Source organism: Pseudonocardia hydrocarbonoxydans, assembly GCF_006539565.1.
Lineage (GTDB): Bacteria > Actinomycetota > Actinomycetes > Mycobacteriales > Pseudonocardiaceae > Pseudonocardia > Pseudonocardia hydrocarbonoxydans.
In genome coordinates this window covers 78738-101727 of the sequence record NZ_BJNG01000012.1, presented here as the reverse complement: position 1 = coordinate 101727, position 22990 = coordinate 78738, and the positions used below count along the sequence as shown (strand labels likewise).

The following is a 22990-nucleotide window of genomic DNA, read 5'->3' as shown; positions in this document are numbered from 1 at the left end:
GCGTGGCGGCCCCGACGGCGGGACGGACCGCCGACCTCGACCACGCCGACAGCCTCGACCTGCTGCACCGGCAGACCACGGTGCTCGAGCTGATCTCCGGCGGCGCCGCGCTGCCGGAGATGCTCGCGGCCGTCACCGAGGCCCTGGAGGAGCTCATCCCGTCGAGCCGCTGCTCGGTGCTGCTGCTCGACGCCCGGCACGACACGCTGCACCACGGGGCCGCGCCGAGCCTGCCCGCCACGTACTCCGCCGCGATCGACGGCATGCGGTCGGGGCCGCTGGCCGGGTCCTGCGGCACCGCCGCGCACCTCGACATCGAGGTCGTGGCGGAGGACATCGTCACCGACCCCCGGTGGGCCGGGTACCGGGAGCTGGCCCGACCGCACGGGCTGCGGGCGTGCTGGTCGAGCCCCATCCGGGGCCGGGGGGTGGCCGGGGCGCCGAGCGTGCTGGGCACCTTCGCCGTCTACCACGACGTGCCGCACCGGCCCACTCCCCGCGAGCGCCGGCTGGTGGAGCGCTTCACCCACCTCGCGTCGGTGGCGATCGAGCACGCCCGGCTCTACGGCGCGCTCGCCGAGAGCGAGGACCGCTTCCGCCGCGCGTTCGAGGACAACGCGATCGGGATGGCGCTCACCGGGCTCGACGGGAGGTTCGCCCGCGTCAACCGGGCCCTGCGGGTGATGCTCGGCCGCACCGAGGAGGAGCTGCTCGCCGCCGGGCTCGCGTCGGTGCTCGAGCCCGCAACGGCGCCCGAGGCCCTCGCCGCCCTCGCCCGGTGCACCGGCGGCGAGTGCGACTCGGTGCAGTTCGAGACCACGGTCCTGCACGTCGACGGGGAGCCGGTGCGGGCGGGCGTCACCGCGTCGGTGGTGCGCGGGGCGGTGGGCGAGCCGCTCTACCTCAGCGTCAACGTCCTGGACGTGACGGCGCGGCGCGCCGCCGAGCAGGACCGCCGCGCCCGCCGGGAGGCCGAGCTGGCCCAGGAGGTGGCGGAGTCGGCCAGCCGGGCCAAGTCCGAGTTCCTGTCGTCGCTGAGCCACGAGCTGCGCACGCCGCTGCAGGCCATCACCGGGTTCACCGAGCTGCTGGGCACCCTCGAACTGAGCCCCGAGCGCCGCGCCGCCGCGCTCGGGCACATCGCCGGGGCGTCCTCGCACATCCTCGCCCTCGTCGACGACGTGCTCGACATCGCCGCGATCGAGGCGGGCGCGCTCCCGCTGCACCGCACCGACGTCGACCTCGGCGCGCTCGTGGGCGAGGTCGTCGATCTGCTGCGGCCCCTCGCCGACGAGCGCGACGTGCGCATCGACGGGTCCGACGCCCACGGCACCGTGCACGCCGACGCACGACGGCTGCGCCAGGTACTGATCAACCTGGTGACGAACGGGGTGCGCTACAACCGGTGCGGCGGCTGGGTGCGGGTGAGCGCCGCACCGGGCTCGGTGTCGGTGTCCGACTCCGGCCCCGGCATCCCCGACGAGCTGGTCGAGCGACTGTTCGTGCCGTTCGACCGGCTCGGCGCCGACACCGGGCCGGAGCCCGGAGCCGGTCTGGGGATGGTGCTCGCCAGGGGGCTGGCCGAGGCCATGGGCGGGGCGCTCGTCGTCGACAGCACGCCCGGCCGGGGCACGACGGTGCTGGTCACACTCCCGATCGGGTAGCGGCGGCGATCCGGTCGAGCGATCCGGCCAGCTGCTCCTCGGAGACGCGCGGGAACATCTGCTCGAACTGCGGGTCCTTCACCCCGGTCCAGTCGTAGGTCGACGTCACCTCGGTGCCGCCGTCGACCTCGCGCAGGTCGTAGGTGAACGTGTGCCCGCTGGCCTCCATCCCGTCCAGCTTCCCGGCCAGCTCGCAGGTCGGGTCGACCTTGGGCGCCCAGCCGATCCGGGCGCCGGGGACGTGCGCGCTGACGGAGTTGACCATGCGGTAGTCGCCGAGGTCGTCGGCGTGCATGTTCATCGTGAAGACCTGACCGATGCCGGAGATGGGGGGCGTGTCGCCCTCGACGCCCCGGATCGACTCGGCGCCGTCGAGCTCGGCGTGCCGGTGCGGGTCGGACAGGAGCGCGAATACCGCGTCGGCAGGGGCCGCGACGACGGCGCTGGCCCGGAGCTTCTTGTCGGTGTCCATGCCGGGCGGTTACCCGCTCCGCTCCAGGGCAACCGCTGTACCCGGTGGTAGCACCGGGACGGCGGTGACGACATACAGACGTGCCCCGACGCCGGATCGCCCTCGCCCTGCTCGCGGTGGCCGGCATCGCCGGCTGCGCGTCGTCCGGACCCACCTGGACGATGCCCGACGTCGTCGGGCAGAACCTGCAGGCCGCGCAGGACGCGGTGCAGCAGCCGACGGGCTTCGAGGTGCGCGTCACCACCCGCGACCTCAGCGGTGCCGACCGCACCCAGGTCGAGGACGTCGAGTGGCGCGTGTGCACCCAGACCCCCGAGCCGGGCGCCGAGATCACCCGCGAGTCGATGGTGGACCTCGGCGTCGTGCGGCAGGCCGAGGACTGCTGAGCGGGGCGGGCGCCGCCCCGCAGGCCCCCGTCCGGCGAGCGGTCCGCCCCGCGGGGGTGCGCGGAATACCCGACCGGGCCGTCCGGTTGCCTGCTACCGTCCCTGCCAATACCCCCCTGGGGTATCACGAGGAGGACGTGATGGCGACCGACCACGCGCACGACCACTCCGACCACGCCGCCCGGTTCCGCGACCGGTTCTGGATCAGCCTGGTGCTCGCGGTGCCCGTCGTCGCCGCGAGCCCGATGTTCGCCGACCTGCTCGGCTACGGGGTGCCCGGTTGGGCCTCCTGGATCCCACCCACGCTCGGGCCGGTCCTCTACCTCTACGGCGGGTGGCCGTTCCTCACCGGCGCCGTGGGCGAGGTGCGGTCGCGCCGGCCGGGGATGATGACGCTGGTCGCGCTGGCGATCACCGTCGCCGCCGTGGCGAGCACCGCCACCACCCTGGGCCTGTTCATGCTCGACTTCTGGTGGGAGCTCGCCCTGCTGGTCGTGGTGATGCTGCTGGGGCACTGACTGGAGATGCGCGCGCTCGGGCAGGCCTCCGGCGCCCTCGACGCGCTGTCGGACCTGCTCCCCGACACGGCCGAGCGCGTCGCCCCCGACGGGACGGTCGCCACGGTGCCGACGGCCGGCCTCGCCGTCGGCGACGTCGTGCTCGTCCGCCCGGGCGGTCGCGTCCCGGCCGACGGGACGGTGACGCAGGGCGCCGCCGAGGTGGACGAGTCGACGGTCACCGGGGAGTCGCGCCCCGCGCTGCGCGCGGCGGGTGACCGGGTCGTCGCCGGGACCGTCGCCACCGACTCCGCGATCCGGGTGCGGGTCTCGGCCGTGGGCGAGGACACCGCACTGGCCGGCGTCCGGCGCCTGGTCGCCGACGCACAGGCCTCCCGCTCGCGCGCGCAGGCGCTCGCCGACCGGGCCGCGGCGGTGCTGTTCTGGTTCGCCGCCGTCTCCGGCGCACTGACCTTCGCCGTCTGGACGGCACTGGGCGATCTCGGCTCCGCCGTGGAGCGGACGGTGACGGTGCTGGTCATCGCCTGCCCGCACGCGCTCGGCCTGGCGATCCCGCTGGTCATCGCGATCTCGACGGCCATGTCGGCGCGCGCCGGGATCCTGGTCAAGGACCGCCTCGCCCTGGAGCGGATGCGCTCGGTCGACGCCGTGCTGTTCGACAAGACCGGCACCCTGACGCGCGGCGAGCCGGCCGTCGTCGCCGTCTCCCCCGCCCCGGGCGGCACCCGCGACGAGGTGCTCGCGCTCGCCGCGGCGGCCGAGTCGGACTCCGAGCACCCGCTGGCCAGGGCGATCGTCGCCGCGGCCCCGGCCGTGCCGCCCGCCCGCGGCTTCCGGTCGCTCGCCGGGCGCGGCGTCCGGGCCGTGGTCGACGGTCACGACGTCGCCGTCGGCGGCCCGGCCCTGCTGCGCGAGCTCGCCCTCGGCCCGCTCGACTCCCCCGCCCCGGCAGGCGCCACCGTGCTGCACGTCGTCCGGGACGGGACCGTCGCCGGTGCGATCGCGCTGGCCGACGCCGTCCGGCCGGAGTCACGCGCGGCCGTCGACGGCCTGCACGCGGCGGGCGTGCGCGTCGTCATGATCACCGGGGACGCGCGCGACGTCGCGGAGGCGGTGGGCGCGGAGCTCGGCGTCGACGAGGTGCTCGCCGAGGTGCTGCCCGCCGACAAGGACGCCGCCGTCGCCCGGCTGCAGGCGCGCGGGCTGCGGGTGGCGATGGTCGGTGACGGCGTCAACGACGCCCCCGCGCTCGCCCGCGCCGACGTCGGGATCGCGATCGGCGCCGGCACGGACGTGGCGATGGAGTCGGCCGGGGTCGTGCTGGCCTCCGACGACCCGCGCGCCGTGCTCGCGGTCCGGCGCCTGTCCCGCGCCGGGTACCGCAGGATGGTGCAGAACCTGGTCTGGGCCACGGGCTACAACGTGGCGTCGGTGCCGCTGGCCGCGGGCGTGCTCGCCGGCGTCGGCTTCGCCCTCCCACCGGCCGCGGCCGCGGTGGCGATGAGCCTGTCGACGGTCGTGGTGGCGGCGAACGCGCAGCTCCTGCGCAGGCTGGATCTGCGTACGGTACCCCCGCAGAGTATGGTGGAGTCGTGAACGGGTACACCCAGGACAAGGACGCCTACCTCAAGCGCATGAAGCGCATCGAGGGCCAGGTGCGCGGCATCGCCAAGATGATCGAGGACGACAAGTACTGCATCGACGTCCTCACGCAGGTCTCCGCGGCCACGAAGGCCCTGGAGGCCGTGGCGCTGGGCCTGCTCGACGAGCACCTGCGCCACTGCGTCACCGAGGCCGTCGCCGAGGGCGGCCGGGCGGCCGACGAGAAGGTCGCCGAGGCCAGCGCGGCCATCGCGCGCCTCGTCCGTTCCTAGCTCCCCCGCACGTCGAACGCGCAAGGAGAAGACCATGACCGAGCACACCTGGACCGTCACCGGCATGACCTGCGAGCACTGCGTCGCCTCGGTCACCGAGGAGATCAGCGACATCGACGGCGTCACCGACGTCGCGGTCGACCTGCCGACCGGTGCCGTCACCGTCCGCAGCGACACCCCGCTCGACGACGCCGCCGTGCGCGCGGCCGTCGCCGAGGCCGGGTACGCGGTGGCCGCCTGACCATGCACGCCGTCACCAAGCTCACCGCCTACGGCGCCGCGCTCGTCCTGGTCACGGCCGGGGCGTGGGCGACGGGGGCCGCCGTCGGGGACCCCCGTCCCGCGGCCGCCGATCACGCCGGGGCGCACACCGCGGACGCCCACGGCGCCCCCGGGACGACGGCGGCGCCCCCGGGGTTGGCGTCCACCGAGCGCGGCTACACGCTGCGACCCGCCTCGACCACGCACTCCGGCGGGCCGTTCGCGTTCACGATCACCGGCGTCGACGGGGCCCCGGTCACCGCGTTCGACGTGGAGCACGAGAAGCGGATGCACCTGGTCGTCGTGCGCCGCGACGGCTCCGGCTTCCGGCACGTGCACCCGGAGATGGCCGCGGACGGCACCTGGACCGTGCCGCTGGAGCTGCGGGAGGGCGGCAGCTACCGCGTGTTCGCCGACTTCGTGCCCACCGGCGGCGAGCCCCTCACCCTGGGCGTCGACGTGTCGGTGCCCGGCGCGTTCGACCCCGTCGAGCACGCCCCGACCCGCACGGCCCAGGTCGGGAGCTACACCGTCACCCTCGACGGCGAGCTCACCCCGGGTCAGGCCTCCCCGGTCACCCTCACCGTGGCGCGCGACGGCGTGCCCGTCACCGACCTCGACCCCTACCTCGGCGCGTACGGCCACCTCGTCGCGCTGCGCGGGGGCGACCTGGCCTACCTGCACGTACACCCCGACGACGGGCCCGCCGGCCCGGCGATCGGGTTCGTCGCCGAGGTGCCCAGCGCCGGGGACTACCGGCTGTTCCTGGACTTCTCCCACGGCGGGGTCGTCCGCACCGCGGAGTTCACGGTGCCCACCGGCCCGGCCGCGGCCGCGGAGCCGGCCGAGACGCAACCGCACTCGCACGAGGAGGGACCCCGATGACCGCGACGCTCACCGAGATCGAGCTGGCCATCGGCGGGATGACGTGCGCGTCGTGCGCCCACCGCGTCGAGCGCAAGCTCAACAAGCTCGACGGGGTGAGCGCCAGCGTCAACTACGCCACCGAGAAGGCGCGCGTGCAGGCACCCGACGGCGTCGACCCGGCCGTGCTCGTCGCGCAGGTCGAGGCGGCGGGGTACACCGCCACGCTGCCCGCCGCGAAGCCCGCACCCGCGGCGGAGGAGGCCGACCCGCTGCGCGAGCGGCTGATCGTCTCGATCGTGCTGTCGGTGCCGGTGGTCGCGCTGTCGATGGTGCCGGCCTGGCAGTTCACCTACTGGCAGTGGATCGTGCTCGCGCTCGCCGGGCCGGTCGTCGTGTGGGCGGCCGCGCCGTTCCACCGCGCGGCCTGGACCAACCTGCGCCACGGCGCGGCCACGATGGACACGCTGGTGTCGATGGGCGTGCTGGCCGCGTTCGCGTGGTCCCTCTACGCCCTGCTGTGGGGCACCGCGGGCACGCCCGGGATGGTGCACCCCTTCGAGCTGACGATCTCCCCGAGCGACGGCGCGGGCAACATCTATCTCGAGGTCGCGGCGGGCGTCACGACGTTCCTGCTGGCCGGGCGCTGGTTCGAGGCCCGGTCCAAGCGCCACGCCGGGGCGGCGCTGCGCGCGCTGCTGGAGCTGGGGGCCAAGGACGTCACCGTGCTGCGCGACGGCACCGAGGTGCGGGTCCCCGTCGACGCGCTGGCCGTCGGCGACCGGTTCGTCGTGCGGCCGGGCGAGAAGATCGCCACCGACGGTGTCGTCGAGGACGGCAGCTCGGCCGTCGACGCCTCGATGCTGACCGGGGAGTCGGTGCCGGTCGAGGTCGGGCCCGGCGACGCCGTGGTCGGGTCGTGCGTCAACGCCGGCGGGCGCCTGGTCGTGCGCGTCACCCGCGTCGGCGCCGACACCCAGCTCGCCCGGATGGCGAAGCTCGTCGAGGACGCGCAGAGCGGCAAGGCCGCCGTGCAGCGCCTCGCCGACCGCGTGTCCGGGGTGTTCGTGCCCGTCGTCATCGCACTCGCCGCGGCCACGCTCGGTTTCTGGCTCGGCACCGGCGCCGGCGCGGCCACCGCGTTCACCGCGGCGGTCGCGGTGCTCATCGTGGCCTGCCCGTGCGCGCTGGGGCTGGCTACGCCCACCGCGCTGCTCGTCGGCACCGGCCGCGGCGCCCAGCTGGGCATCCTGATCAAGGGACCGGAGGTGCTGGAGTCCACGCGGCGGGTCGACACCGTGGTGCTCGACAAGACCGGCACCGTCACCGAGGGGCGGATGTCGCTGGTGTCGGTCGCCGGCGACGAGGACGCGCTGCGGCTGGCCGGGGCCGTCGAGGCGGCCTCGGAGCACCCCATCGCGGCGGCCGTCGCGGCCGGGGCCCGGGAGCGGTTCGGCGACCTGCCCGCGGTCACCGGCTTCGCGAACGTCGAGGGACTCGGGGTGCGCGGCACCGTCGAGGGGCACGAGATCGTCGTGGGGCGGGCCGCGCTGGCCGACGTCGAGCTGCCGGAGCCGCTGGCCGCGGCCCGGGAGTCGGCCGAGGAGACCGGGCGGACCGCGATCGTCGTCGCCTGGGACGGGGTGGCCCGCGCGGTGCTCGTCGTCGCCGACACGGTCAAGCCGACCTCGCGCGAGGCCGTCGCGCAGCTGCGTGGTCTGGGCCTGCACCCGGTGCTGCTCACCGGCGACAACGCCCGCGCCGCCCGCGCCGTCGCCGATCAGGTCGGCATCGACGAGGTGATCGCCGAGGTGCTTCCCGCCGGGAAGCTCGACGTGATCGTGCGCCTGCAGGGCGAGGGCAGGGTCGTCGCGATGGTCGGCGACGGCGTCAACGACGCCGCGGCGCTCGCCCGGGCCGACCTCGGCCTGGCGATGGGCACCGGCACCGACGTGGCCATCGAGGCGAGCGACCTCACCCTCGTGCGCGGCGACCTGCGGGCCGTCGGCGACGCCATCCGGCTCTCGCGACGCACGCTCGGCACGATCCGGGGCAACCTGTTCTGGGCGTTCGCCTACAACGTCGCCGCGCTGCCGCTGGCCGCCTCCGGGCTGCTCAACCCCATGATCGCCGGGGCGGCCATGGCGTTCAGCTCGGTGTTCGTGGTGGCCAACAGCCTGCGGCTGCGGGGGTTCCGCCCGCTCAGCTGATCCCGACCAGATCCACGACGAAGACCAGCGTGGCGCCCGCGGGCAGGCCGGGGGGCGGGTTGTCGCCGTAGGCCAGGTCCGGCGGCATGACGATGACGCGGCGGCCGCCGGGTGCCATGCCCTCGATGCCCTGGGAGAATCCCGGGACGACCCGGTTCAGCGGGAACTGGATGGGGGCGTCGCCACGCGACCAGGAGCTGTCGAAGACCGAGCCGTCGGTCCACAGCGTGCCGGTGTAGCGGACGTCGACGGTGTCGGCCTGGGTCGCCGCGGCGCCCTCCCCGACCACGACGTCCTCGGTGAGCAGCTCGGTGGGCGGCGCGCCGGTGCCGGCCGCGGCCTGGGTCGGGACCGTCAGGTCGGCGGGGTCGCCGGTGAGGCCGGGGACCCCGCCCTCCGGGCCAGCCGGGGCGGGCGCCGCGACGCTCGACGGGGCGGGCGCCGACGAGGGGGACGCGGCGGGGGCGGCGGTCTCGGCGGAGGTGCAGCCGGCCAGCGTCACGACCAGGAGTGCGGGGAGCAGCAGCCTTCTCATGGCGTCCAGCAGATCACGCTGCCACGGTCGCGCCGCGGCCGGGCCGTCACCCACGGACGGGGCGGATCTCCCCGACCGGCTCGCCGCCACCGAGCACCGCGCGCCGGCCCACGTCGTCGGGGACCGCGGCGCCGAGGACGCGCAGGGCGTCGGCGACGACCACCGGCAGCGGCCGCATCCCGCCGTCGAGCACCTTGACCGCCACCGCCGACCCTTCGGGCAGCGCGGCGGCGAACGTCCCCTCCGCCCCGTCCTTGGCGACCAGCCCGGGAACCCCGGCCATCAGCGCGGTGACGTCGCGGCGGAGCCGCCGACCCACTGCGGATGCGCCGCCATCGCCGCGGCCACCCGCCGCTCGGGCGTGCCGGGTGCGGCCAGTGCGAGGCGGGCGAAGGCGTGGGCCAGCCCGGTGAGGGTGCAGGAGAACAGCGGGGCGCCGCAGCCGTCGACGGTGACGTGCTCGGCGCCGTCGCCGGTGAGCTCGGCGACGACCTCGCGCACCGCCTCCTGCAGCGGATGGCCCGGGTCGCGGTAGCCGGCGACCGGCCATCCCGCGGCCACGCAGGTGGCGATCATCGCGGCGTGCTTGCCCGAGCAGTTCTGCGCCAGCGACGACGGGCCGAACCCGTCGGCCCGCCCGGTCGCGCCGACGTCCTCGCCGAGCGGGTAGCCCGCGGTGTTCGCCAGGTCGTCCTCGGTGCGGCCCGCCCCGGCGAGGATGCGGCGCACGCCGTCGACGTGCAGCGGCTCCCCGGAATGGCTGGAGCAGGCCAGCGCGAGCAGTTCGCCGTCGAGGTCGAGCCCGGCCCGCAGCATCGCGACGGCCTGCACCGGCTTGAGCGCGGACCGCGCGAAGACCGTGACCGCGGGGTCGCCGCGGCGCAGCACCGGGACGCCGTCGCCGTCGAGGGCGACGAGGTGCCCGCGGTGCACCGACTCCACGAGCCCGCCGCGCACCACCTGGGCCAGGGCCTGCGCCCGCTCGTCGATCACGTGGCACGACGCTACGTGAGTTTCCCCGAACGCCCGCGGAGCGGGGGGTGCACTCCGTACCGTCCCCGGGCATGGACGGACGACAGTGGCTCGACAGCTACCAGCACCGGCTCGCCGACCTCACGGCCCGGGCCGACCGCGCACGGACCGCGCTCGCGGGCGTCGACGGGACCGCGTCGAGCCAGGACGGGGCCGTCACGGTCACCGTCGTGCCCGGTGGCGCACTGCGCCGGCTGGTGTTCTCCGAACGCAGCGAGTCGCTGACGCGTACCCAGCTCGCCGCGCTCGTCGTCGAGACCGCAGCGCGGGCCCAGGCCGAGGCCGACCGGCGGGTCAACGACGCCGTGGCCCCGTTGCTGGGGGCCGACAGCGAGGCGATGCGGGTCGTCCGCTCGCAACCGGGGACGCCGTCGTGAGCGCGGAGTACGGCTTCTTCCGGCTCGGCGACATCGGCCCGCACATCGATCTCGTCGACCGTTCGGTCGCGGCGCCGATGCGCCGCGCCGCCGACGCCGGGCAGCCGCTCGACCACCTGGCCTACGGCCTGGTCGGGCAGGCGTTCGCCGTCACCGTCACGGCGGCGGCCGCGATCGGGGCGCACGCGGTGCGGGGGCTGGGCGACGAGGCGGCGGGCTTCGGGGACCGGTTGCGCACCACCCGCGATGCCTACGAGGAGACCGAACGCCGGACCGCCCTGCTGTTCGGACATCGATGAGCGCACCCGACCCGCTGATCGTCGAGGCCGCGAACGAGGACGCCCAGCCGCTCGGCAGCTGGGAGGGCGCGGGCGCCCTGTCCAGCGTCGCCGACCTCAACGCGGCGTGGACCGCGGAGCACCCGGATCCCGTGCAGATCGTGTTCACCGGGGCCGCCGCCGTCCTCGACGGCCTGGACACGGTGATGAATCCGCTCGACGGGCTGGCCACCGCAGGGATCGGATGGCTCATCGAGCACGTCTGGTGGCTGCACGAGCCGCTCGACGCACTTGCCGGCGACCCGACGCAGATCACCGCCCAGGCGCAGACGTGGCACAACGTCGCCACGCAACTGAACGCCGTGGCGGCCGACTACCGCGGCGCGGTCGCGGGCGGCGCACCGGACTGGGACGGCGCCGCCGCCGACGCCTACCGCACCGCGGTGGCCGGCTACACCAGCCGTCTGGAGTCGGCGGCGGGGATGGCCGAGCGGCTGTCGTCGGTGATCCTGCTGTCCGGGGCAGGCGTCGCGACCGTGCGCACCTGGATCCGCGACCAGATCGTCGAGTTCGTCTGGCTGGTCGTGAAGATCGCCGTCCTGTCCGCGGCGGTCGCCCTGCTCACCGCGGGCGGTTCGATGGCCGCCGGCACGCTGCAGGTGATCTTCCGGGCCATCGAGCTCGCCCACCGGTTCGTCCGGGAGATCTCCCGGCTGCTCGACACCCTCGCCGCGTCCGGCCACACCGCGCACCAGCTGGTCGAGGCGATGCGCGACACCGTCGCCCATACGCGGGCCGCCGCCCCCCACGCCCGTGCCTGGAACGACTCCCTCCAGCAGGGGGTCGAGGACGCGCAGCTCGACCACGTCATCGAGGCGGGCAAGCAGGTCACCAGCGCCGGCCAGGCCAGGGGCGCCTGGGACGACCCGGCCCCCGCCTGACCCCGGCCGGTCTCAGCCGAGCTCCACCCGCATCCCCGCCGGGGCCGCCACGTGGGTCACCCGCCCGTCCCGGTCGAGGTCCACGTCCAGCGTCCCGCCGGCCACCGCGAGCCCGCGCACCCGCAGCGCCCCCACCGGTGACGGCGACGGCGGGGCCAGGCGCAGCACCCCGCCGGGCACGTCGACGTACAGGCCCAGCAGCGCCGTGAGCAGCCCGGCCGCCGCCGCGGCGGCCCAGGCCTGAGGGCGGCAGGACGCCGGGTAGGGCACGGGGGTGCCCACCTCGTCTGCGCCGAAGCCGGCGAGCAGCTCGGGCAGGCGGGAGTCGAACCCGTCGGCGGTGTCGAGCAGCGCGACGCCCAGTGCGGCGGCCCGGCCGGCCTGACCGCTGCGCAACAGCCCGCGCACCACCACCGCGGTGTCGTGCGGCCACACCGACCCGCAGTGGTAGGACAGCGGGGAGTAGCCGCCGTCCCGCGCCGACATCGTGCGCAGCCCGAAGCCGCTCGCCATGTCCGGTTCCAGCAGGCGCCCCCCGATCGCGTTCTCCTCCTGCGGCGACAGCAGCCCGGTGCCCAGCAGGTGGCCGATGTTGCTGGTCAGGGAGTCGACGGGCGTCTTGGCGCCGTCGAGCGCGAGGGCCGGGAACGCGCCGCCGTCGACGCCGTCGACCCAGAAGCGCGCGCGGAACAGCGACTCCAGCGCGGCGGCGCGGGCCCGCCACGGGGCCGGGTCGCCGTCGTCGAACGCCTCCAGCAGCTCGGCGCCCGCGCGCAGCGCCTCGTGCACGTAGCCCTGCACCTCGCACAGCGCGACCGGGCCCTCGGCGACGGAGCCGTCGGCGAACCGCACGGCGTCCCCGGAGTCCTTCCAGCCCTGGTTGGCCAGGCCGCGGCCGGAGTCGTCGAAGTACTCGGCGAAGCCGTCGCCGTCGCGGTCGGAGCTGTCGCGGATCCAGCCCAGCGCGGCGTGCAGGTGCGGCAGCAGCGCGCGGACCTCGGCGTCGGGCAGGCCGTGGCGGCGGGCGTCGCGCAGCAGGCAGATCCACAGCGGGGTGGCGTCGATCGTGCCGTAGTAGAGCGCGGGCAGGCTCATCCCGGCGTACTCGGCGGCGGCGCGGCGGCGCTCGTGCATGATCTTGCCGGGCTGCTCGCCGGTGGCCGGGTCGTCCCGCGTGCCCTGGCTGCGGGCGAGGGTGCGCAGCGTTCCCGCGGCCAGCCGGACGTCGACGGGCAGCAGCAGCGTGGCCGTCCACAGCGAGTCGCGGCCGAACAGCGTGCTGAACCAGGGTGCTCCCGCGGCGGCGAACGGGTCGTCCGGGTGGCCGGACTCGGTGAGCAGCAGCGCGTCGAGGTCGTCGAGGGCCCGGTGCAGCAGCCGGGCCAGGCGCGGGTCGTAGGCGTGGACGTCCGGGCGGGCCAGGCGCAGCGCCGCCGGGCCGACGACGGCACCCGGGTCGGTGACGGACAACGACGTGCGCAGCGTGGTGGTGGAGCGGGCCGGGACGTGCACGGGCCAGCGCAGCCGCCCGCCGGCGTCGGGCTCCGCACCGGGCGCCGCGAGCGTCACCGTGACGTCGCCACCGGACCAGCGGACCCCGTCCGCGGTCGGCTCGGCCACCGCCGCGGTGGTCGGGCGGCCCGCCCGGAAGGTCTCCACCGGGGCCAGGTCGGCGGCCACCCGCAGCACGACCTCCGTGTCGACGGCCCGGCCCGAGCGGTTGACCAGCGCGAACGTCTCGTCGACCCCGTCGGCACGGACGCGGCGGTCGCGGCGCAGCCACACGGTGGGGTCCGGCCCGGAGTCGCCGAGGCCGCGCAGCAGGCCCACCGCGTGCTCGGCCCCGGCGCCGTCCGCGGCGTGCGCGACCGGCTCCGGCTCCTCCCCGCCGACGGTCACGACGGCCTCGGACAGCACCCGGACGTCGCCGCGGAGCACCCCCTGCACGCCGACGGCGCGGATCTGGCCGTCGGTCCCGGCGAGGCAGACGGTGGGGGCCGCGAGGGTGACGGTGAGGTCGTGCAGCAGCGGTTGCCGGAGAGCCATCCCCCGACTGTGGACGATCGGGTCCGACGCTGCCAGCCTGCTCGACCGGTCCCGCGGACCTGGACGCCGGTGGGGTCCGGCACGTTCCGGCCCGTGGTGCCGCCGACGGCCCACCCGGCGCCGACGATCCGGTCGGTCCGGCAGGATGTCGGCCATGGCACAGGTGACGGCGACGGCCCAGCGCACGATCGAGGCCCCCGCGGAGGCGGTGAGCACGGCGCTCGGCGACTACGAGAAGGTCCGCCCCACGATCCTCACCGAGCACTACTCGGACTACCGGACGGAGCCCGACGGGCGGGTGCACTGGACGCTCGCGGCCACCAGCAAGCGGGTGCGCGACCAGCTCGTCACCGTCGAACGGCCGGACGCCGCCACGATCGTCGAGCGCGACGCGAACTCCTCGATGGTCAGCACCTGGACGGTGACCTCGGAGGGCACGCACCGCAGCACCGTGCGGGTCGTCACGACCTGGAACGGCGCGGGCGGCATCGGCGGGTTCTTCGAGCGGACCTTCGCACCGAAGGGGCTGCGCCGCATCCACGAGGGTGTGCTCGCGAACCTCGACGGTGCGGTCCGTGGCTAGCCCGATCGTCACCGGCGGCGTCGTCGCCGTCGCGGGCGAGGCGCTGGTCGACCTCGTGCCCGCCCCGGTCGGTGACTACCTGGAGATCGCCCCCGGCGGGAGCCCGGCCAACGTCGCCGTCGGGCTGGCCCGGCTCGGCGTCCCCGCGCGGATGCTGGCCCGCCTGGCCGACGACCCGCTCGGCCGCCGGATGCGCGCCCACCTCGCCGGCAACGGCGTCGCGCTCGACCACACCGTGCCCGCCGTCGAGCAGACGTCGATGGCGCTGGTCACCGTCGACGACGACGGGGTGCCGAGCTACGACTTCCGCGTCGACGGCACCGCCGACTGGCAGTGGACCGCGGGCGAGCTCGCGCACGCCCTCGACGGCCCCGTCGTGGCGGTGCACTCCGGCTCGCTGGCGCTGACCACCGAGCCCGGGGCCACCCCGCTGCGCGCCCTGCTGGCACGGGCCGCGGCCACCGCCACCGTCAGCTACGACCCGAACTGCCGTCCCCTTCTGATGGGCGACCCGGCAGGCGTCCTGGCCGGGGTGCACGACCTGCTCGCCGTGGCCGACGTCGTCAAGGTCAGCTCCGAGGACCTGGAGTGGCTCGGCCTCGCCCCGGAGGCGGCGCTGGAGGACTGGCTCGCGCGCGGGCCCGCGGTCGTCGCCGTCACCCTGGGCGGCGACGGCGTGCTGGCCGGCACCGCGGACGGCGTGCGGACGCGGCGGCCGGGCGTGCCGGTCACCGTCGTCGACACCGTGGGGGCGGGCGACACGTTCTCCGCCGCGCTGCTCGCCGGGCTGTACGACCGCGGGCTGCTCGGCGCCGCGCGCCGCGACGACCTGCGCACCCTCGACGCGGCCACGCTCGACGCCCTGCTCGACCACGCGGCCCGGGCCGCGGCGATCACCTGCTCCCGCCGCGGGGCGGACCCGCCGACCGCGGCCGAGCTGGCCCGATGAGGCGCAGGAGCACCGGTAGACGTGGGTGGGGTGACGACGCCCCAGATCTTTTCGCCGCCGCCCCACCCACGGGCCCGCCGTAAGGCCGACACGATCATCGACCGCGCAGGGTGTCCGGCGCCAGCGGTGACACCGGTTCGGGCGGCCCTCCATCGGGTCGGCGCGTCGCGTTGCGTCAGTATCGACGGGTGCCGATCCCCCGGGAAGCCGCAGCTCACGACCTCGCACCGCACCCCGAGGGGGGCTGGTACCGGCGCACCTGGACCTCCCCTGTCACGGTGGACACACCGCGCGGCCCCCGCCCCAGCGCCACCGCGATCCTCTACCTGCTCGACGCGGTCTCGGCCCGGCACCGGGTCGCCTCCGCCGAGCTGTGGCTGTGGCACTCCGGATCGGCCGTCGAGCTGACGACGGGCGACCCGCCCGGCACCCGCACCGTCCTCGACGCGACCGCCCCGCAGTGGACGGTCCCCGCCGGCGTCTGGCAGTCGGCCCGCCTGCTCGGGCCCGCTCCGGCGCTGGTGAGCTGCGTGGTCTCCCCCGGCTTCGACTTCGCCGACTTCGACCTGGCCTGACCCGCGGGTCGGGTCAGGACCGGGTGCGGTCCAGGAGGCGGTCCACCGGCCAGGTGTTGAGGACCCGGTCGGGCGGCACGGCGCAGGCGACGGCCCGCTCGCAGCCGTTGCCGAGCCAGTCGAGCTGGCCGGGGGCGTGGGCGTCGGTGTCGATGGTGAACTCGCACCCGGCCTCCACCGCCAGGCGCAGCAGGCGCTTCGGGGGGTCGAGGCGTTCGGGGCGGGAGTTCACCTCCACCGCCACGCCGTACTCCGCGCACGCGGCGAACACCCGGTCGGCGTCGAACTCCGACTCCGGGCGCTTGCGGTTGCCCGTCACCATCCGCCCCGTGCAGTGCCCGAGGACGTCGACGAGCGGGTTGGCGACGGCGGTCAGCATCCGCTCGGTCATCTCCGCCCGCGGCATCCGGAGCTTGGAGTGGACGCTGGCGACGACGAGATCGAGCTGGTCGAGCAGCTCCGGTTCCTGGTCGAGCGCTCCGTCGTCGAGGATGTCGACCTCGATGCCGGTCAGGACGCGGAAGTCCGTCAGCTCGGCGTTGAGCTCGCCGATCTCCTCCAGCTGGGCGCGCAGGCGTTGCGGGGACAGACCGTTGGCGACGGTCAGCCGCGGCGAGTGGTCGGTGACGACGAGGTAGGAGTGCCCGAGCGAGCGGGCCGTCTCCACCATCTCGCGCAGCGGCGACCCGCCGTCGGAGGCGTCGGTGTGGCTGTGGCAGTCCCCGCGCAGCGCGTCCTTGAGCGCCTGGGCGGCCTCGTCGAGAGGCGTGGCTTCCGTCGCCTCCAGGCGGCGCAGGTACACCGGCTCCTCGCCGGTCAGCGACTCGACGACGCACCGCGCCGTGACCTCCCCGACCCCCTTGAGCCGCACCAGCTCACCGGACAGCGCCAGCCGCGTCAGCTCCTCGCGCGGCTGCCTCGCCAACACGGCGGCGGCGGTGCGGAAGGCACGGACGCGATAGGTCGACTCGTGCGCACGCTCCAGCAGGAAGGCCACCCGGCGCAGGTCGGCCACGGGGTCGCGGTCGTCGCTCACGCGGGCGATCCTGCCCTACGTCCGCCGCCGCGCCGCCGCCCACAGCCGCGGCAGGTCGCGCTCGATCCGCGCCGCGCGCTCGACGTCGCGGCCCAGCAGCACGCCGAAGCTGAACCCGTTCTCGCCGCTCGCGTGCGCCGCGGCGCCCAGCTCCCGCAGCGCCCCGCGGGCGACCACCGCGTCCTGGTGCTCGCCCAGCGCCTTCTGCAGCCGCTTGAGCTGCTTGTCCTTCGTCCCGGCGACCTCGGTCGCGTAGCGCAGGCGCTTGCCGGCCTTGCGCGCGGCGTGGACGGCCTCGGTCTGCTCCGGCCCGGGCCGCACCGCGGCGTCGACGGCCTTCGCGAGCCGCTTCTCCGCCCGCGCCACGCCCTTCCGCATCCCCGACGCCCCGCGCGCCCGCTTCGTGACCGGCGGCTCGTCGAGCAGCGCGTCGAGGGCCGCGCGTAGGGCGGCGTAGCGGTCGCCGTCGAGCTCGGTGAGGACGGCGGCGCGGGCCTCGGCCTCGACGCGGGCGAAGTGCCGCGTCGTGAACGCCTCGGCGTGCCCCAGCCGCAGCTCCGGCGGGAGGTCGGCCAGACCGGTGAGCACCCGCTCGCGCAGCACCTCGGCGTCGCGGGCGGGCGCGAGGGCCTGGCCGAACACGCGCAGCGCGTCGACGACGGGTTCGGTGCGGCGGACGTCGAGCAGCGGGCGGAAGGCCTGCAGGGCGCTGCGCATCCGGCGCGCGGCGACGCGGAGCTGGTGCACGGCGTCGGGCTCGTCGCGGCGGACGCGCAGGTCCTCGGCCGCGATGCGGTCGGCCTGGGCGGCGACGTAGGCCATCAGCGCGGCGCCGGCCGAGCCCTTCTTCCCACCCCGTACCCGACGGGGGCGGGCCGGGCGCAGCAACCGGTCCAGCGCGGCCGCGGCGCCGGGCGGGGCCGGGGTCAGCCCGGCCTCGAGCAGGCGGGCCGTGAGCTCCTCCGGTGCGCCGGGCGCGCCGTCCAGCGTGGCCTCGGTCCAGGTGACGACGTCGGTGGAGCGGCCCAGCGTGGCCACGGAGACGTGGTCGTGGGTCACCTCGGCGACGGCCGTGCCGTCCGCGGCGAGCAGCCGGGTGACCGTCCGGGTCGTCCGCACCCGGCCGACGGGACGCACGGCGCGACCGCGGGCGGCGCCGCGGGTCAGCTCGTCGATCTCCGCGGGGACCGGGGCGGGCTCGGCCACGTCGGCCCCCACGGGCACGCGCAGGTGCTCGTCGTCATCGCCGTCGGGCAGGTCGAGGCGCCAGTGGGCCGGACCGCCGCCGCGGTGCAGGGCGAGCGTGATCCCGGCCGCGGCGAGCCGCAGGTCGTCGGTGTCGTAGCGCTCGACCTCGAGCACCTCCACCGGCGACGGCTCCTCCCGGTGCACCCCCGGGAGGCCGGCCAGCCGGGGCGTCCCGGCCTCGGCGGCGCCGCGGAGGTGCAGGCTGGTGGACCGTTTCGTGGTGTCGGGCATTCCGTCGGGATTCCCGGGATCAGCCCTCGCGTAAACGGGCCTTGAGCACCTTGCCCATGTCGTTGCGCGGCAGCGCGTCGACGAACCGCACCTCGCGCGGCCGTTTGTGCGGGGCGAGCTGCGCGGCGACGTGGTCGATCAGCTCCCGCTCCGCGGGCGGGGGCCCCGCGGCGACGACGACGGCCACGACCCGCTCGCCCAGGTCGTCGTCGGCGACGCCGAACACCGCCGCCTCCGCGACGCCCGCGTGCTCCAGCAGGGCGTTCTCGATCTCCCCCGCCCCGATCTTGTAGCCGCCGGACTTGATCAGGTCGGTGGCCTGGCGCCCGACGAGGGCGAGCGCGCCCGACTCCGTCCAGCGGCCGATGTCGCCGGTGGCGAACCAGCCGTCGGCGCCGATGCCGCCGTCGCGGCCCAGGTAGCCGTCGAACAGGCCGGGGCCGCGGGCGTGCACGGTGCCCAGCTCCGGGTCGCCCTCGACGGGGTCCAGCCGCACCTCGGTGCCGGCCAGCGGCCTGCCGACGGTGCCGGGCTCGGGCTCCTCGTCGGCGCGGGCGGCGGTGAGGATCAGCGACTCGGTGAGCCCGTAGCGCTCGCGGACCGCGAGGCCGGTGGCGGCGCGCAGCCGGGCGTGGTCGACGGCGGTGAGCGCCGCGGAGCCCGAGACCAGCAGCCGGGCGCGGCCGATCCGGCGTGCGGCGTCCGGATCGGGACCGAGCTGGTCGGCGAGCCGGTGGTACTGCGTCGGCACGCCGAACACCATCGTTGCCCCGTCGTCGACGGCGGCGGCGAGCGCGGCGGCGTCCAGGGCGGGAAGGTGGTGCAGCGCCCCGCCGCGGCGCAGCGGGCCGAGCACCCCCAGCACGAGGCCGTGCACGTGGAACAGCGGCAGCGCGTGGACCAGCACGTCGTCGCCGGTCCAGGACCAGGCGTCGGCGAGCGCGTCGAGGTTGGCCGCGACGGCGCCGCGGGAGAGCACCGCGCCCTTGGGCGGGCCGGTCGTCCCCGAGGTGTAGACGACCAGCGCGGGCGCGGCCGGGCCTGGGTCGCGTGGGGGCGCTCCGCCGCCGGTGCTGCCCAGCTCGACGTCGATCCGCGGGAGGTCGGCGAGCCCGCCGGGCAGGTCGGCACCCGGGGCGGCGAGCACCGCGCCGGGCCCGGAGTCGCCCAGCACGTGGGCCAGCTCGCGCTCCCCCAGCCTCGGGTTGACGGGCACCGCGGGCACCCCGGCGAGCACGGCCGAGGCCACCGCGACGGCCGTGTGGATCCCGGGCACCGCGTGCACCGCGATCCGCTTCGCGCCGGTCGCCCGGATCCGCTCGGACAGCGCGTCGGCGACGCACGCCAGCTCGGCGTGGGTCAGGGCGTCCTCCCCCGCGCGCAGGGCGGGTCGGTCGGACGGGTCGAGCAGGGTGGGGAGCAGGGTCACGCGATCACCTTGCCCGGGTTGAGGATCCCGTGCGGATCCAGGGCCGCCTTGACGGCGCGGTGCATCGCGACGACCGTCGGCCCGAGCTCGCGCAGCGCCCCGTCGCGCTTGAGCAGCCCGACGCCGTGCTCGCCGGTGACGGTGCCGCCGAGGTCGAGCGCTGCGTCGACGATGTCGTCGAAGGCGGCCTGGGTGCGGACGCGGGCCGCGTCGTCGCCGTGCGGGGTGAGCATCAGCGGGTGCAGGTTGCCGTCACCGGCATGGGCGACGGTGGCGATCACGACGTCGCGCTGCGCCGCGATCTGCTCGATCCTCGCCAGCATCTGCGCGATCCGGCCGCGCGGGAGGCAGACGTCCTCGGTGAGCATGGCCTGGCCGAGCTGCTCCAGGGCGGGGTAGGCCAGGCGCCGGGCGTCGAACAGCGCCTCGGCCTCGACGGGGTCGGTGGACAGCATCGCCTCGCTCGCCCCGGCGGCCAGGAACGCGGCGTGGATCTGCTCGGCCTCGTACTCGGCGGCGGGTTCGGGGAGGTCGGTCTGGGCGAGCAGCAGCGCCGCCGCGCCCGTCGGCAGCCCGGCCCGCTTCCAGTCGTTCACCGCCTGCAGGCACACCCGGTCGACCAGCTCGAAGATCGCCGGCTGCAGACCGGCCGCCGTCACCCGCGCGATCGCGTCACCCGCCGCGGGCAGCGAGTCGAAGAAGCCGACGACGGTGCGCGGGGCGGTGGTGCGGGCGGGCCGCAGCTTCACCGTCACCTCGGTGACGACGCCGAGCGTGCCCTCCGAGCCGACCATCAGCCCCGCCAGGTCGTAGCCGACGACGCCCTTGGCCGTGCGCCGCCCGAGCCGCACGACCTGCCCGTCGGCCAGCACGACCTCCAGCGCGAGCACGTAGTCGCGCGTCACCCCGTACTTGACGCAGCACAGCCCGCCCGCGTTGGTCGCGACGTTGCCGCCGATCGTCGACCAGGGCGCGCTGGCCGGGTCCGGTGGGTACCACAGCCCCTCCTTCGCCGCGGCCGCGCGCAGGTCGTCGTTGACGACGCCGGGCTGGACGACCGCGAGCCGTTCCGCGGGGTCGATCTCGACGATGTCGCGCATCCGCTCGGTCGACAGGACCACGCACCCGTCGACGGCGTTCGCTCCGCCGGAGAGCCCGGTGCCCGCCCCGCGCGTCACCACGGGGATCCGGTGGTCCGCGCAGGCGCTGACGATCGCGGCCACCTCGGCGGTCGTCGAGGGCCGGGCGACGGCCAGCGGGGTGCCGTACGGCGCCCACTCCGCCTCGTCGTGCCGGTAGGGCGCGACGGTGGCGGGGTCGGTGAGCAGGTGCTGCCGCGGCAGGGCCGCCGCCAGCGCCGGGGGCAGGGGCGACATGACCACGACGCTAACCCGCGCCCACGCGGGTGGCGAGGGCGCGCCCGAGGAGCGTGCCGGACCGCCAGGCCGTCTCCACCCGGGCCTTCCCCCAGCCGTCGCCGGCGAGGGCGATGCCGTCGTCACCGAGGTGGAAGGGCTCGTCGCGGTCCTGTGCGGGCGAGGCGTAGCGCCAGCGGTGGGCGTAGGTCCACTCCGGCTCCACCGACACGCCGAGCAGCCCGGCCAGCGCGTCGAGGACCAGCGGGACGGCGGCGTCGGGGTCCTCGTCGTGGGCGCGCGCGACCTCGGCGGTGGTGTGGGCGACCAGCACCGGTGCACCGTCGCCGCGGCGGTCGCCGTCGTCGGCGACGAGGGTGAGCACCGGATGGTCGTTGACGAATGCGACCGGCAGCTCGCTCCAGCGGCGCCGCGACCACGCCGCGGCGACGGCGATCACCGGCGTCCAGTCCGGGGCGGGCGACGCCGTGCCGAGCAGCGCCGCGGCCTGCGGGTCGGGCATCGCGAGGACGACCGTGTCGGCGGGCTCGCCGTCGACGACGGGTCCCGGGCCGACGCGCGTCACCCGGTGCCCGAGGCGGACGTCGAGCCCGGTGGCGAGGTCGGCGACCAGGCTGCGCAGCCCGCCCGGTGCGGCGTAGCGGACGGGGCCCGGCGCGCAGCCGCGCCTCCCGTCGCCCAGCACGGCGGGCTCGGAGGTCCACTCCCGGACCAGGCCGGCGTCCTCCCAGCCCTGGACGACCGCGGCGAAACCGGGGTCGCGCACGGTGAAGTAGGCCGCGCCCAGGTCGACCGGCCGCCCGGCCAGCCGCCGGCTCGCCAGCCGCCCGCCGACGACCCGCGAGCGCTCCAGCACCCGCACCGGCAGGCCCGCGGCCGCCACCTCCCGCGCGCACGCGATCCCGGCGATCCCGGCCCCCACGACGATCACAGACACGTCGCCACGCTAGGCGCCCGCCGGTGCGTCCGCCCGACGGCGGGGGGCCCACTGACGCCCTCCTTTGCTCTGCACACCGATACGCATCGCGTTGCGTATCGGTGTGCAGAGCAAAGGAGCGCCGGGAGGAGACCGGGAGGCCGAGGTCCCGGGGGGCGGCAGCGATCAGACCCGTGCGGTGAGGCGGCGCGACCACGGCGGCGCAGGACGGGCCGGGGCAGGTCAGGCCTGCGCGGCGGGCCGGATCCGCTCGAGACGGTCGAGCCACCACCGCGTACGGGCGGCGTCCGCCGGCACCTCGTGGCGGCGGGTGGGTTCGGGGGCGCGGGTGGGCACGGTGAGGAACCCGTCGACCGGGGCCTGCGGGTCGTCCACGACGTCGGCCGCCAGCAGCGCCCCCGTCCCCAGCCCGCACGCGAACTCCAGCGACGGCAGCGCCCCGGCCAGCGCGATCTCCGCGGCCAGGCCGACGCCGGACTCCAGCGCCGAGGACACCACGCACGGCAGACCGCACGCCTGCGCCACCTCCAGCGCGCGGCGCACCCCGCCCAGCGGGGCGCACTTGAGCACCGCGACGTCCGCCGCCCCCGCCACGGCGACGCGCAGCGGGTCCTCGGCGCGGCGGATCGACTCGTCGGCGGCGATCCGCACGTCCACCCGGCGGCGCACCGCGGCGAGATCCTCCAGCGACGCGCACGGCTGCTCGACGTACTGCAGCCCGCCGGCCGCGCGGTCCAGGGCACGGATCGCGGTCACGGCCTCCTCGACGGTCCACCGGGCGTTGGCGTCGACGCGCACGTGCCCGCCCGGCCCGAGCGCATCGCGGACGGCCTCGACGCGCGCGAGGTCCTCGGGCAGCGAGCCCGGGGCGTCGGCGACCTTGACCTTCGCCGTGCCGCAGCCCGACGCCCGCACCATCGCGTGGGCCACGGCGGGCGGCACGGCCGGGACGATCGCGTTCACCGGCACCGACGACCGGACCGGCGCCGGCCAGCCGTCGAAAGCCGCCTCGTGCGCCGCGTCGTACCAGGCCCGCGACTCGGCGTCGTCGTACTCGGGGAAGGGGCAGAAGTCGCCCCACCCCGCGGGCCCCTCGACCAGCAGGCCCTCCCGGACGGTGATCCCGCGGAACCGGGTGGTCATCGGCAGGGAGTAGACGAACACGCCC

The 22990-nt window shown here is 76.3% G+C and carries 23 protein-coding genes and 1 pseudogene; 14 read left to right on the top strand and 10 right to left on the bottom strand.

Annotated elements, in window-relative coordinates; translation table 11 throughout:
- The first annotated feature begins 2 nt into the window (after window positions 1-2).
- Window positions 3-1664 (top strand): GAF domain-containing sensor histidine kinase, encoded by a 1662-nt coding sequence (locus tag PHY01_RS06560; protein WP_246085739.1) that lies wholly within the window; start codon window positions 3-5, stop codon window positions 1662-1664.
- Here the strand turns inward: PHY01_RS06560 and PHY01_RS06555 are convergent.
- Window positions 1645-2136 (bottom strand): SRPBCC domain-containing protein, encoded by a 492-nt coding sequence (locus tag PHY01_RS06555; RefSeq protein ID WP_141277624.1) that lies wholly within the window; start codon window positions 2134-2136, stop codon window positions 1645-1647. The genes PHY01_RS06560 and PHY01_RS06555 overlap by 20 nt on opposite strands.
- 80 nt (window positions 2137-2216) lie before the next feature.
- On the opposite strand from PHY01_RS06555, the gene PHY01_RS06550 reads away from it, so the two are divergent.
- From PHY01_RS06550 to PHY01_RS06525, 7 genes are all read left to right on the top strand, one after another.
- Window positions 2217-2522 carry a PASTA domain-containing protein gene (locus PHY01_RS06550; RefSeq protein WP_141277623.1) on the top strand — a complete coding sequence of 102 codons (306 nt, stop codon included), beginning with the start codon at window positions 2217-2219 and terminating at the stop codon, window positions 2520-2522.
- 140 nt (window positions 2523-2662) lie between these two features.
- Entirely contained in the window at window positions 2663-3040 is a 378-nt protein-coding gene (locus PHY01_RS27435) for a hypothetical protein (RefSeq protein ID WP_246085738.1), read from the top strand.
- Between the two features lie 6 nt (window positions 3041-3046).
- Window positions 3047-4636: a heavy metal translocating P-type ATPase gene (locus tag PHY01_RS06545; RefSeq protein WP_246085737.1), complete on the top strand. Its 1590-nt coding sequence runs from the start codon at window positions 3047-3049 to the stop codon at window positions 4634-4636.
- Window positions 4633-4914: a metal-sensitive transcriptional regulator gene (locus PHY01_RS06540; protein ID WP_141277622.1), complete on the top strand. Its 282-nt coding sequence runs from the start codon at window positions 4633-4635 to the stop codon at window positions 4912-4914. The genes PHY01_RS06545 and PHY01_RS06540 overlap by 4 nt, the downstream gene beginning before the upstream one ends.
- 34 nt (window positions 4915-4948) lie before the next feature.
- Entirely contained in the window at window positions 4949-5155 is a 207-nt protein-coding gene (locus tag PHY01_RS06535; RefSeq protein WP_141277621.1) for a heavy-metal-associated domain-containing protein, read from the top strand.
- A 2-nt stretch (window positions 5156-5157) separates the two neighbouring features.
- Window positions 5158-6060, top strand: coding sequence for a DUF8832 domain-containing protein (locus PHY01_RS06530; protein WP_141277620.1), 903 nt, complete (start codon window positions 5158-5160; stop codon window positions 6058-6060).
- A complete protein-coding gene (locus PHY01_RS06525) occupies window positions 6057-8249 on the top strand; it encodes a heavy metal translocating P-type ATPase (RefSeq protein ID WP_141277619.1) in 2193 nt (730 codons plus the stop codon). Before PHY01_RS06530 ends, PHY01_RS06525 begins: the two co-directional genes overlap by 4 nt.
- On the opposite strand, the gene PHY01_RS06520 is transcribed toward PHY01_RS06525, so the two are convergent.
- Both PHY01_RS06520 and PHY01_RS06515 read right to left on the bottom strand, forming a co-directional pair.
- Window positions 8242-8784 (bottom strand): FKBP-type peptidyl-prolyl cis-trans isomerase, encoded by a 543-nt coding sequence (locus PHY01_RS06520; RefSeq protein WP_141277618.1) that lies wholly within the window; start codon window positions 8782-8784, stop codon window positions 8242-8244. The two genes, PHY01_RS06525 and PHY01_RS06520, sit on opposite strands and share 8 nt — an antisense overlap.
- Window positions 8785-8830: 46 nt before the next feature.
- Window positions 8831-9717: pseudogene (locus tag PHY01_RS06515) on the bottom strand (asparaginase).
- A 131-nt stretch (window positions 9718-9848) separates the two neighbouring features.
- Here PHY01_RS06515 and PHY01_RS06510 point away from each other — a divergent pair.
- The 3 genes from PHY01_RS06510 to PHY01_RS06500 are packed head-to-tail and all read left to right on the top strand — an operon-like array spanning window position 9849 to window position 11412.
- Window positions 9849-10193, top strand: coding sequence for a YbaB/EbfC family nucleoid-associated protein (locus PHY01_RS06510; RefSeq protein ID WP_141277617.1), 345 nt, complete (start codon window positions 9849-9851; stop codon window positions 10191-10193).
- Window positions 10190-10492 carry a type VII secretion target gene (locus PHY01_RS06505; RefSeq protein WP_141277616.1) on the top strand — a complete coding sequence of 101 codons (303 nt, stop codon included), beginning with the start codon at window positions 10190-10192 and terminating at the stop codon, window positions 10490-10492. The genes PHY01_RS06510 and PHY01_RS06505 overlap by 4 nt, the downstream gene beginning before the upstream one ends.
- Entirely contained in the window at window positions 10489-11412 is a 924-nt protein-coding gene (locus PHY01_RS06500; protein WP_141277615.1) for a WXG100 family type VII secretion target, read from the top strand. The genes PHY01_RS06505 and PHY01_RS06500 overlap by 4 nt, the downstream gene beginning before the upstream one ends.
- 12 nt (window positions 11413-11424) lie before the next feature.
- Here PHY01_RS06500 and PHY01_RS06495 read toward each other — a convergent pair whose 3' ends face one another.
- Window positions 11425-13458, bottom strand: coding sequence for an amylo-alpha-1,6-glucosidase (locus tag PHY01_RS06495; RefSeq protein WP_141277614.1), 2034 nt, complete (start codon window positions 13456-13458; stop codon window positions 11425-11427).
- Between the two features lie 154 nt (window positions 13459-13612).
- Here PHY01_RS06495 and PHY01_RS06490 point away from each other — a divergent pair, with 154 nt between their 5' ends.
- From PHY01_RS06490 to PHY01_RS06480, 3 genes are all read left to right on the top strand, one after another.
- Window positions 13613-14041, top strand: coding sequence for an SRPBCC family protein (locus tag PHY01_RS06490; RefSeq protein WP_141277613.1), 429 nt, complete (start codon window positions 13613-13615; stop codon window positions 14039-14041).
- Window positions 14034-14990, top strand: coding sequence for a carbohydrate kinase family protein (locus PHY01_RS06485; protein ID WP_246085736.1), 957 nt, complete (start codon window positions 14034-14036; stop codon window positions 14988-14990). Before PHY01_RS06490 ends, PHY01_RS06485 begins: the two co-directional genes overlap by 8 nt.
- 110 nt (window positions 14991-15100) lie before the next feature.
- Window positions 15101-15565, top strand: coding sequence for a cupin domain-containing protein (locus tag PHY01_RS06480; protein WP_307723947.1), 465 nt, complete (start codon window positions 15101-15103; stop codon window positions 15563-15565).
- Window positions 15566-15578: 13 nt separating this feature from the next.
- On the opposite strand, the gene PHY01_RS06475 is transcribed toward PHY01_RS06480, so the two are convergent.
- The 6 genes from PHY01_RS06475 to PHY01_RS06450 form a co-directional block, all read right to left on the bottom strand.
- Complete coding sequence (locus tag PHY01_RS06475) at window positions 15579-16601, bottom strand: PHP domain-containing protein (protein WP_141277611.1); 1023 nt, start codon at window positions 16599-16601, stop codon at window positions 15579-15581.
- 15 nt (window positions 16602-16616) lie between these two features.
- Window positions 16617-18080: a CYTH and CHAD domain-containing protein gene (locus PHY01_RS06470; RefSeq protein ID WP_141277610.1), complete on the bottom strand. Its 1464-nt coding sequence runs from the start codon at window positions 18078-18080 to the stop codon at window positions 16617-16619.
- A gap of 19 nt (window positions 18081-18099) precedes the next feature.
- Window positions 18100-19509 carry an AMP-binding protein gene (locus PHY01_RS06465; RefSeq protein WP_141277609.1) on the bottom strand — a complete coding sequence of 470 codons (1410 nt, stop codon included), beginning with the start codon at window positions 19507-19509 and terminating at the stop codon, window positions 18100-18102.
- Window positions 19506-20885: an FAD-binding oxidoreductase gene (locus PHY01_RS06460; RefSeq protein ID WP_141277608.1), complete on the bottom strand. Its 1380-nt coding sequence runs from the start codon at window positions 20883-20885 to the stop codon at window positions 19506-19508. Before PHY01_RS06460 ends, PHY01_RS06465 begins: the two co-directional genes overlap by 4 nt.
- Before the next feature lie 10 nt (window positions 20886-20895).
- Window positions 20896-21822, bottom strand: coding sequence for an NAD(P)/FAD-dependent oxidoreductase (locus PHY01_RS06455; RefSeq protein ID WP_218030034.1), 927 nt, complete (start codon window positions 21820-21822; stop codon window positions 20896-20898).
- A 222-nt stretch (window positions 21823-22044) separates the two neighbouring features.
- Window positions 22045-22986, bottom strand: coding sequence for an o-succinylbenzoate synthase (locus PHY01_RS06450; RefSeq protein ID WP_141277607.1), 942 nt, complete (start codon window positions 22984-22986; stop codon window positions 22045-22047).
- Between the last annotated feature and the right edge of the window lie 4 nt (window positions 22987-22990).

Excerpts from the sequence above, each read along its gene's own strand:
- PHY01_RS06555 (WP_141277624.1), bottom strand. The coding sequence starts at position 2,136 with ATGGACACCGACAAGAAGCTCCGGGCCAGCGCCGTCGTCGCGGCCCCT.
- PHY01_RS27435 (WP_246085738.1), top strand. The coding sequence starts at position 2,663 with ATGGCGACCGACCACGCGCACGACCACTCCGACCACGCCGCCCGGTTC.
- PHY01_RS06545 (WP_246085737.1), top strand. The coding sequence starts at position 3,047 with ATGCGCGCGCTCGGGCAGGCCTCCGGCGCCCTCGACGCGCTGTCGGAC.
- PHY01_RS06535 (WP_141277621.1), top strand. The coding sequence starts at position 4,949 with ATGACCGAGCACACCTGGACCGTCACCGGCATGACCTGCGAGCACTGC.
- PHY01_RS06530 (WP_141277620.1), top strand. The coding sequence starts at position 5,158 with ATGCACGCCGTCACCAAGCTCACCGCCTACGGCGCCGCGCTCGTCCTG.
- PHY01_RS06525 (WP_141277619.1), top strand. The coding sequence starts at position 6,057 with ATGACCGCGACGCTCACCGAGATCGAGCTGGCCATCGGCGGGATGACG.
- PHY01_RS06520 (WP_141277618.1), bottom strand. The coding sequence starts at position 8,784 with ATGAGAAGGCTGCTGCTCCCCGCACTCCTGGTCGTGACGCTGGCCGGC.
- PHY01_RS06510 (WP_141277617.1), top strand. The coding sequence starts at position 9,849 with ATGGACGGACGACAGTGGCTCGACAGCTACCAGCACCGGCTCGCCGAC.
- PHY01_RS06500 (WP_141277615.1), top strand. The coding sequence starts at position 10,489 with ATGAGCGCACCCGACCCGCTGATCGTCGAGGCCGCGAACGAGGACGCC.
- PHY01_RS06495 (WP_141277614.1), bottom strand. The coding sequence starts at position 13,458 with ATGGCTCTCCGGCAACCGCTGCTGCACGACCTCACCGTCACCCTCGCG.
- PHY01_RS06490 (WP_141277613.1), top strand. The coding sequence starts at position 13,613 with ATGGCACAGGTGACGGCGACGGCCCAGCGCACGATCGAGGCCCCCGCG.
- PHY01_RS06470 (WP_141277610.1), bottom strand. The coding sequence starts at position 18,080 with ATGCCCGACACCACGAAACGGTCCACCAGCCTGCACCTCCGCGGCGCC.
- PHY01_RS06460 (WP_141277608.1), bottom strand. The coding sequence starts at position 20,885 with ATGTCGCCCCTGCCCCCGGCGCTGGCGGCGGCCCTGCCGCGGCAGCAC.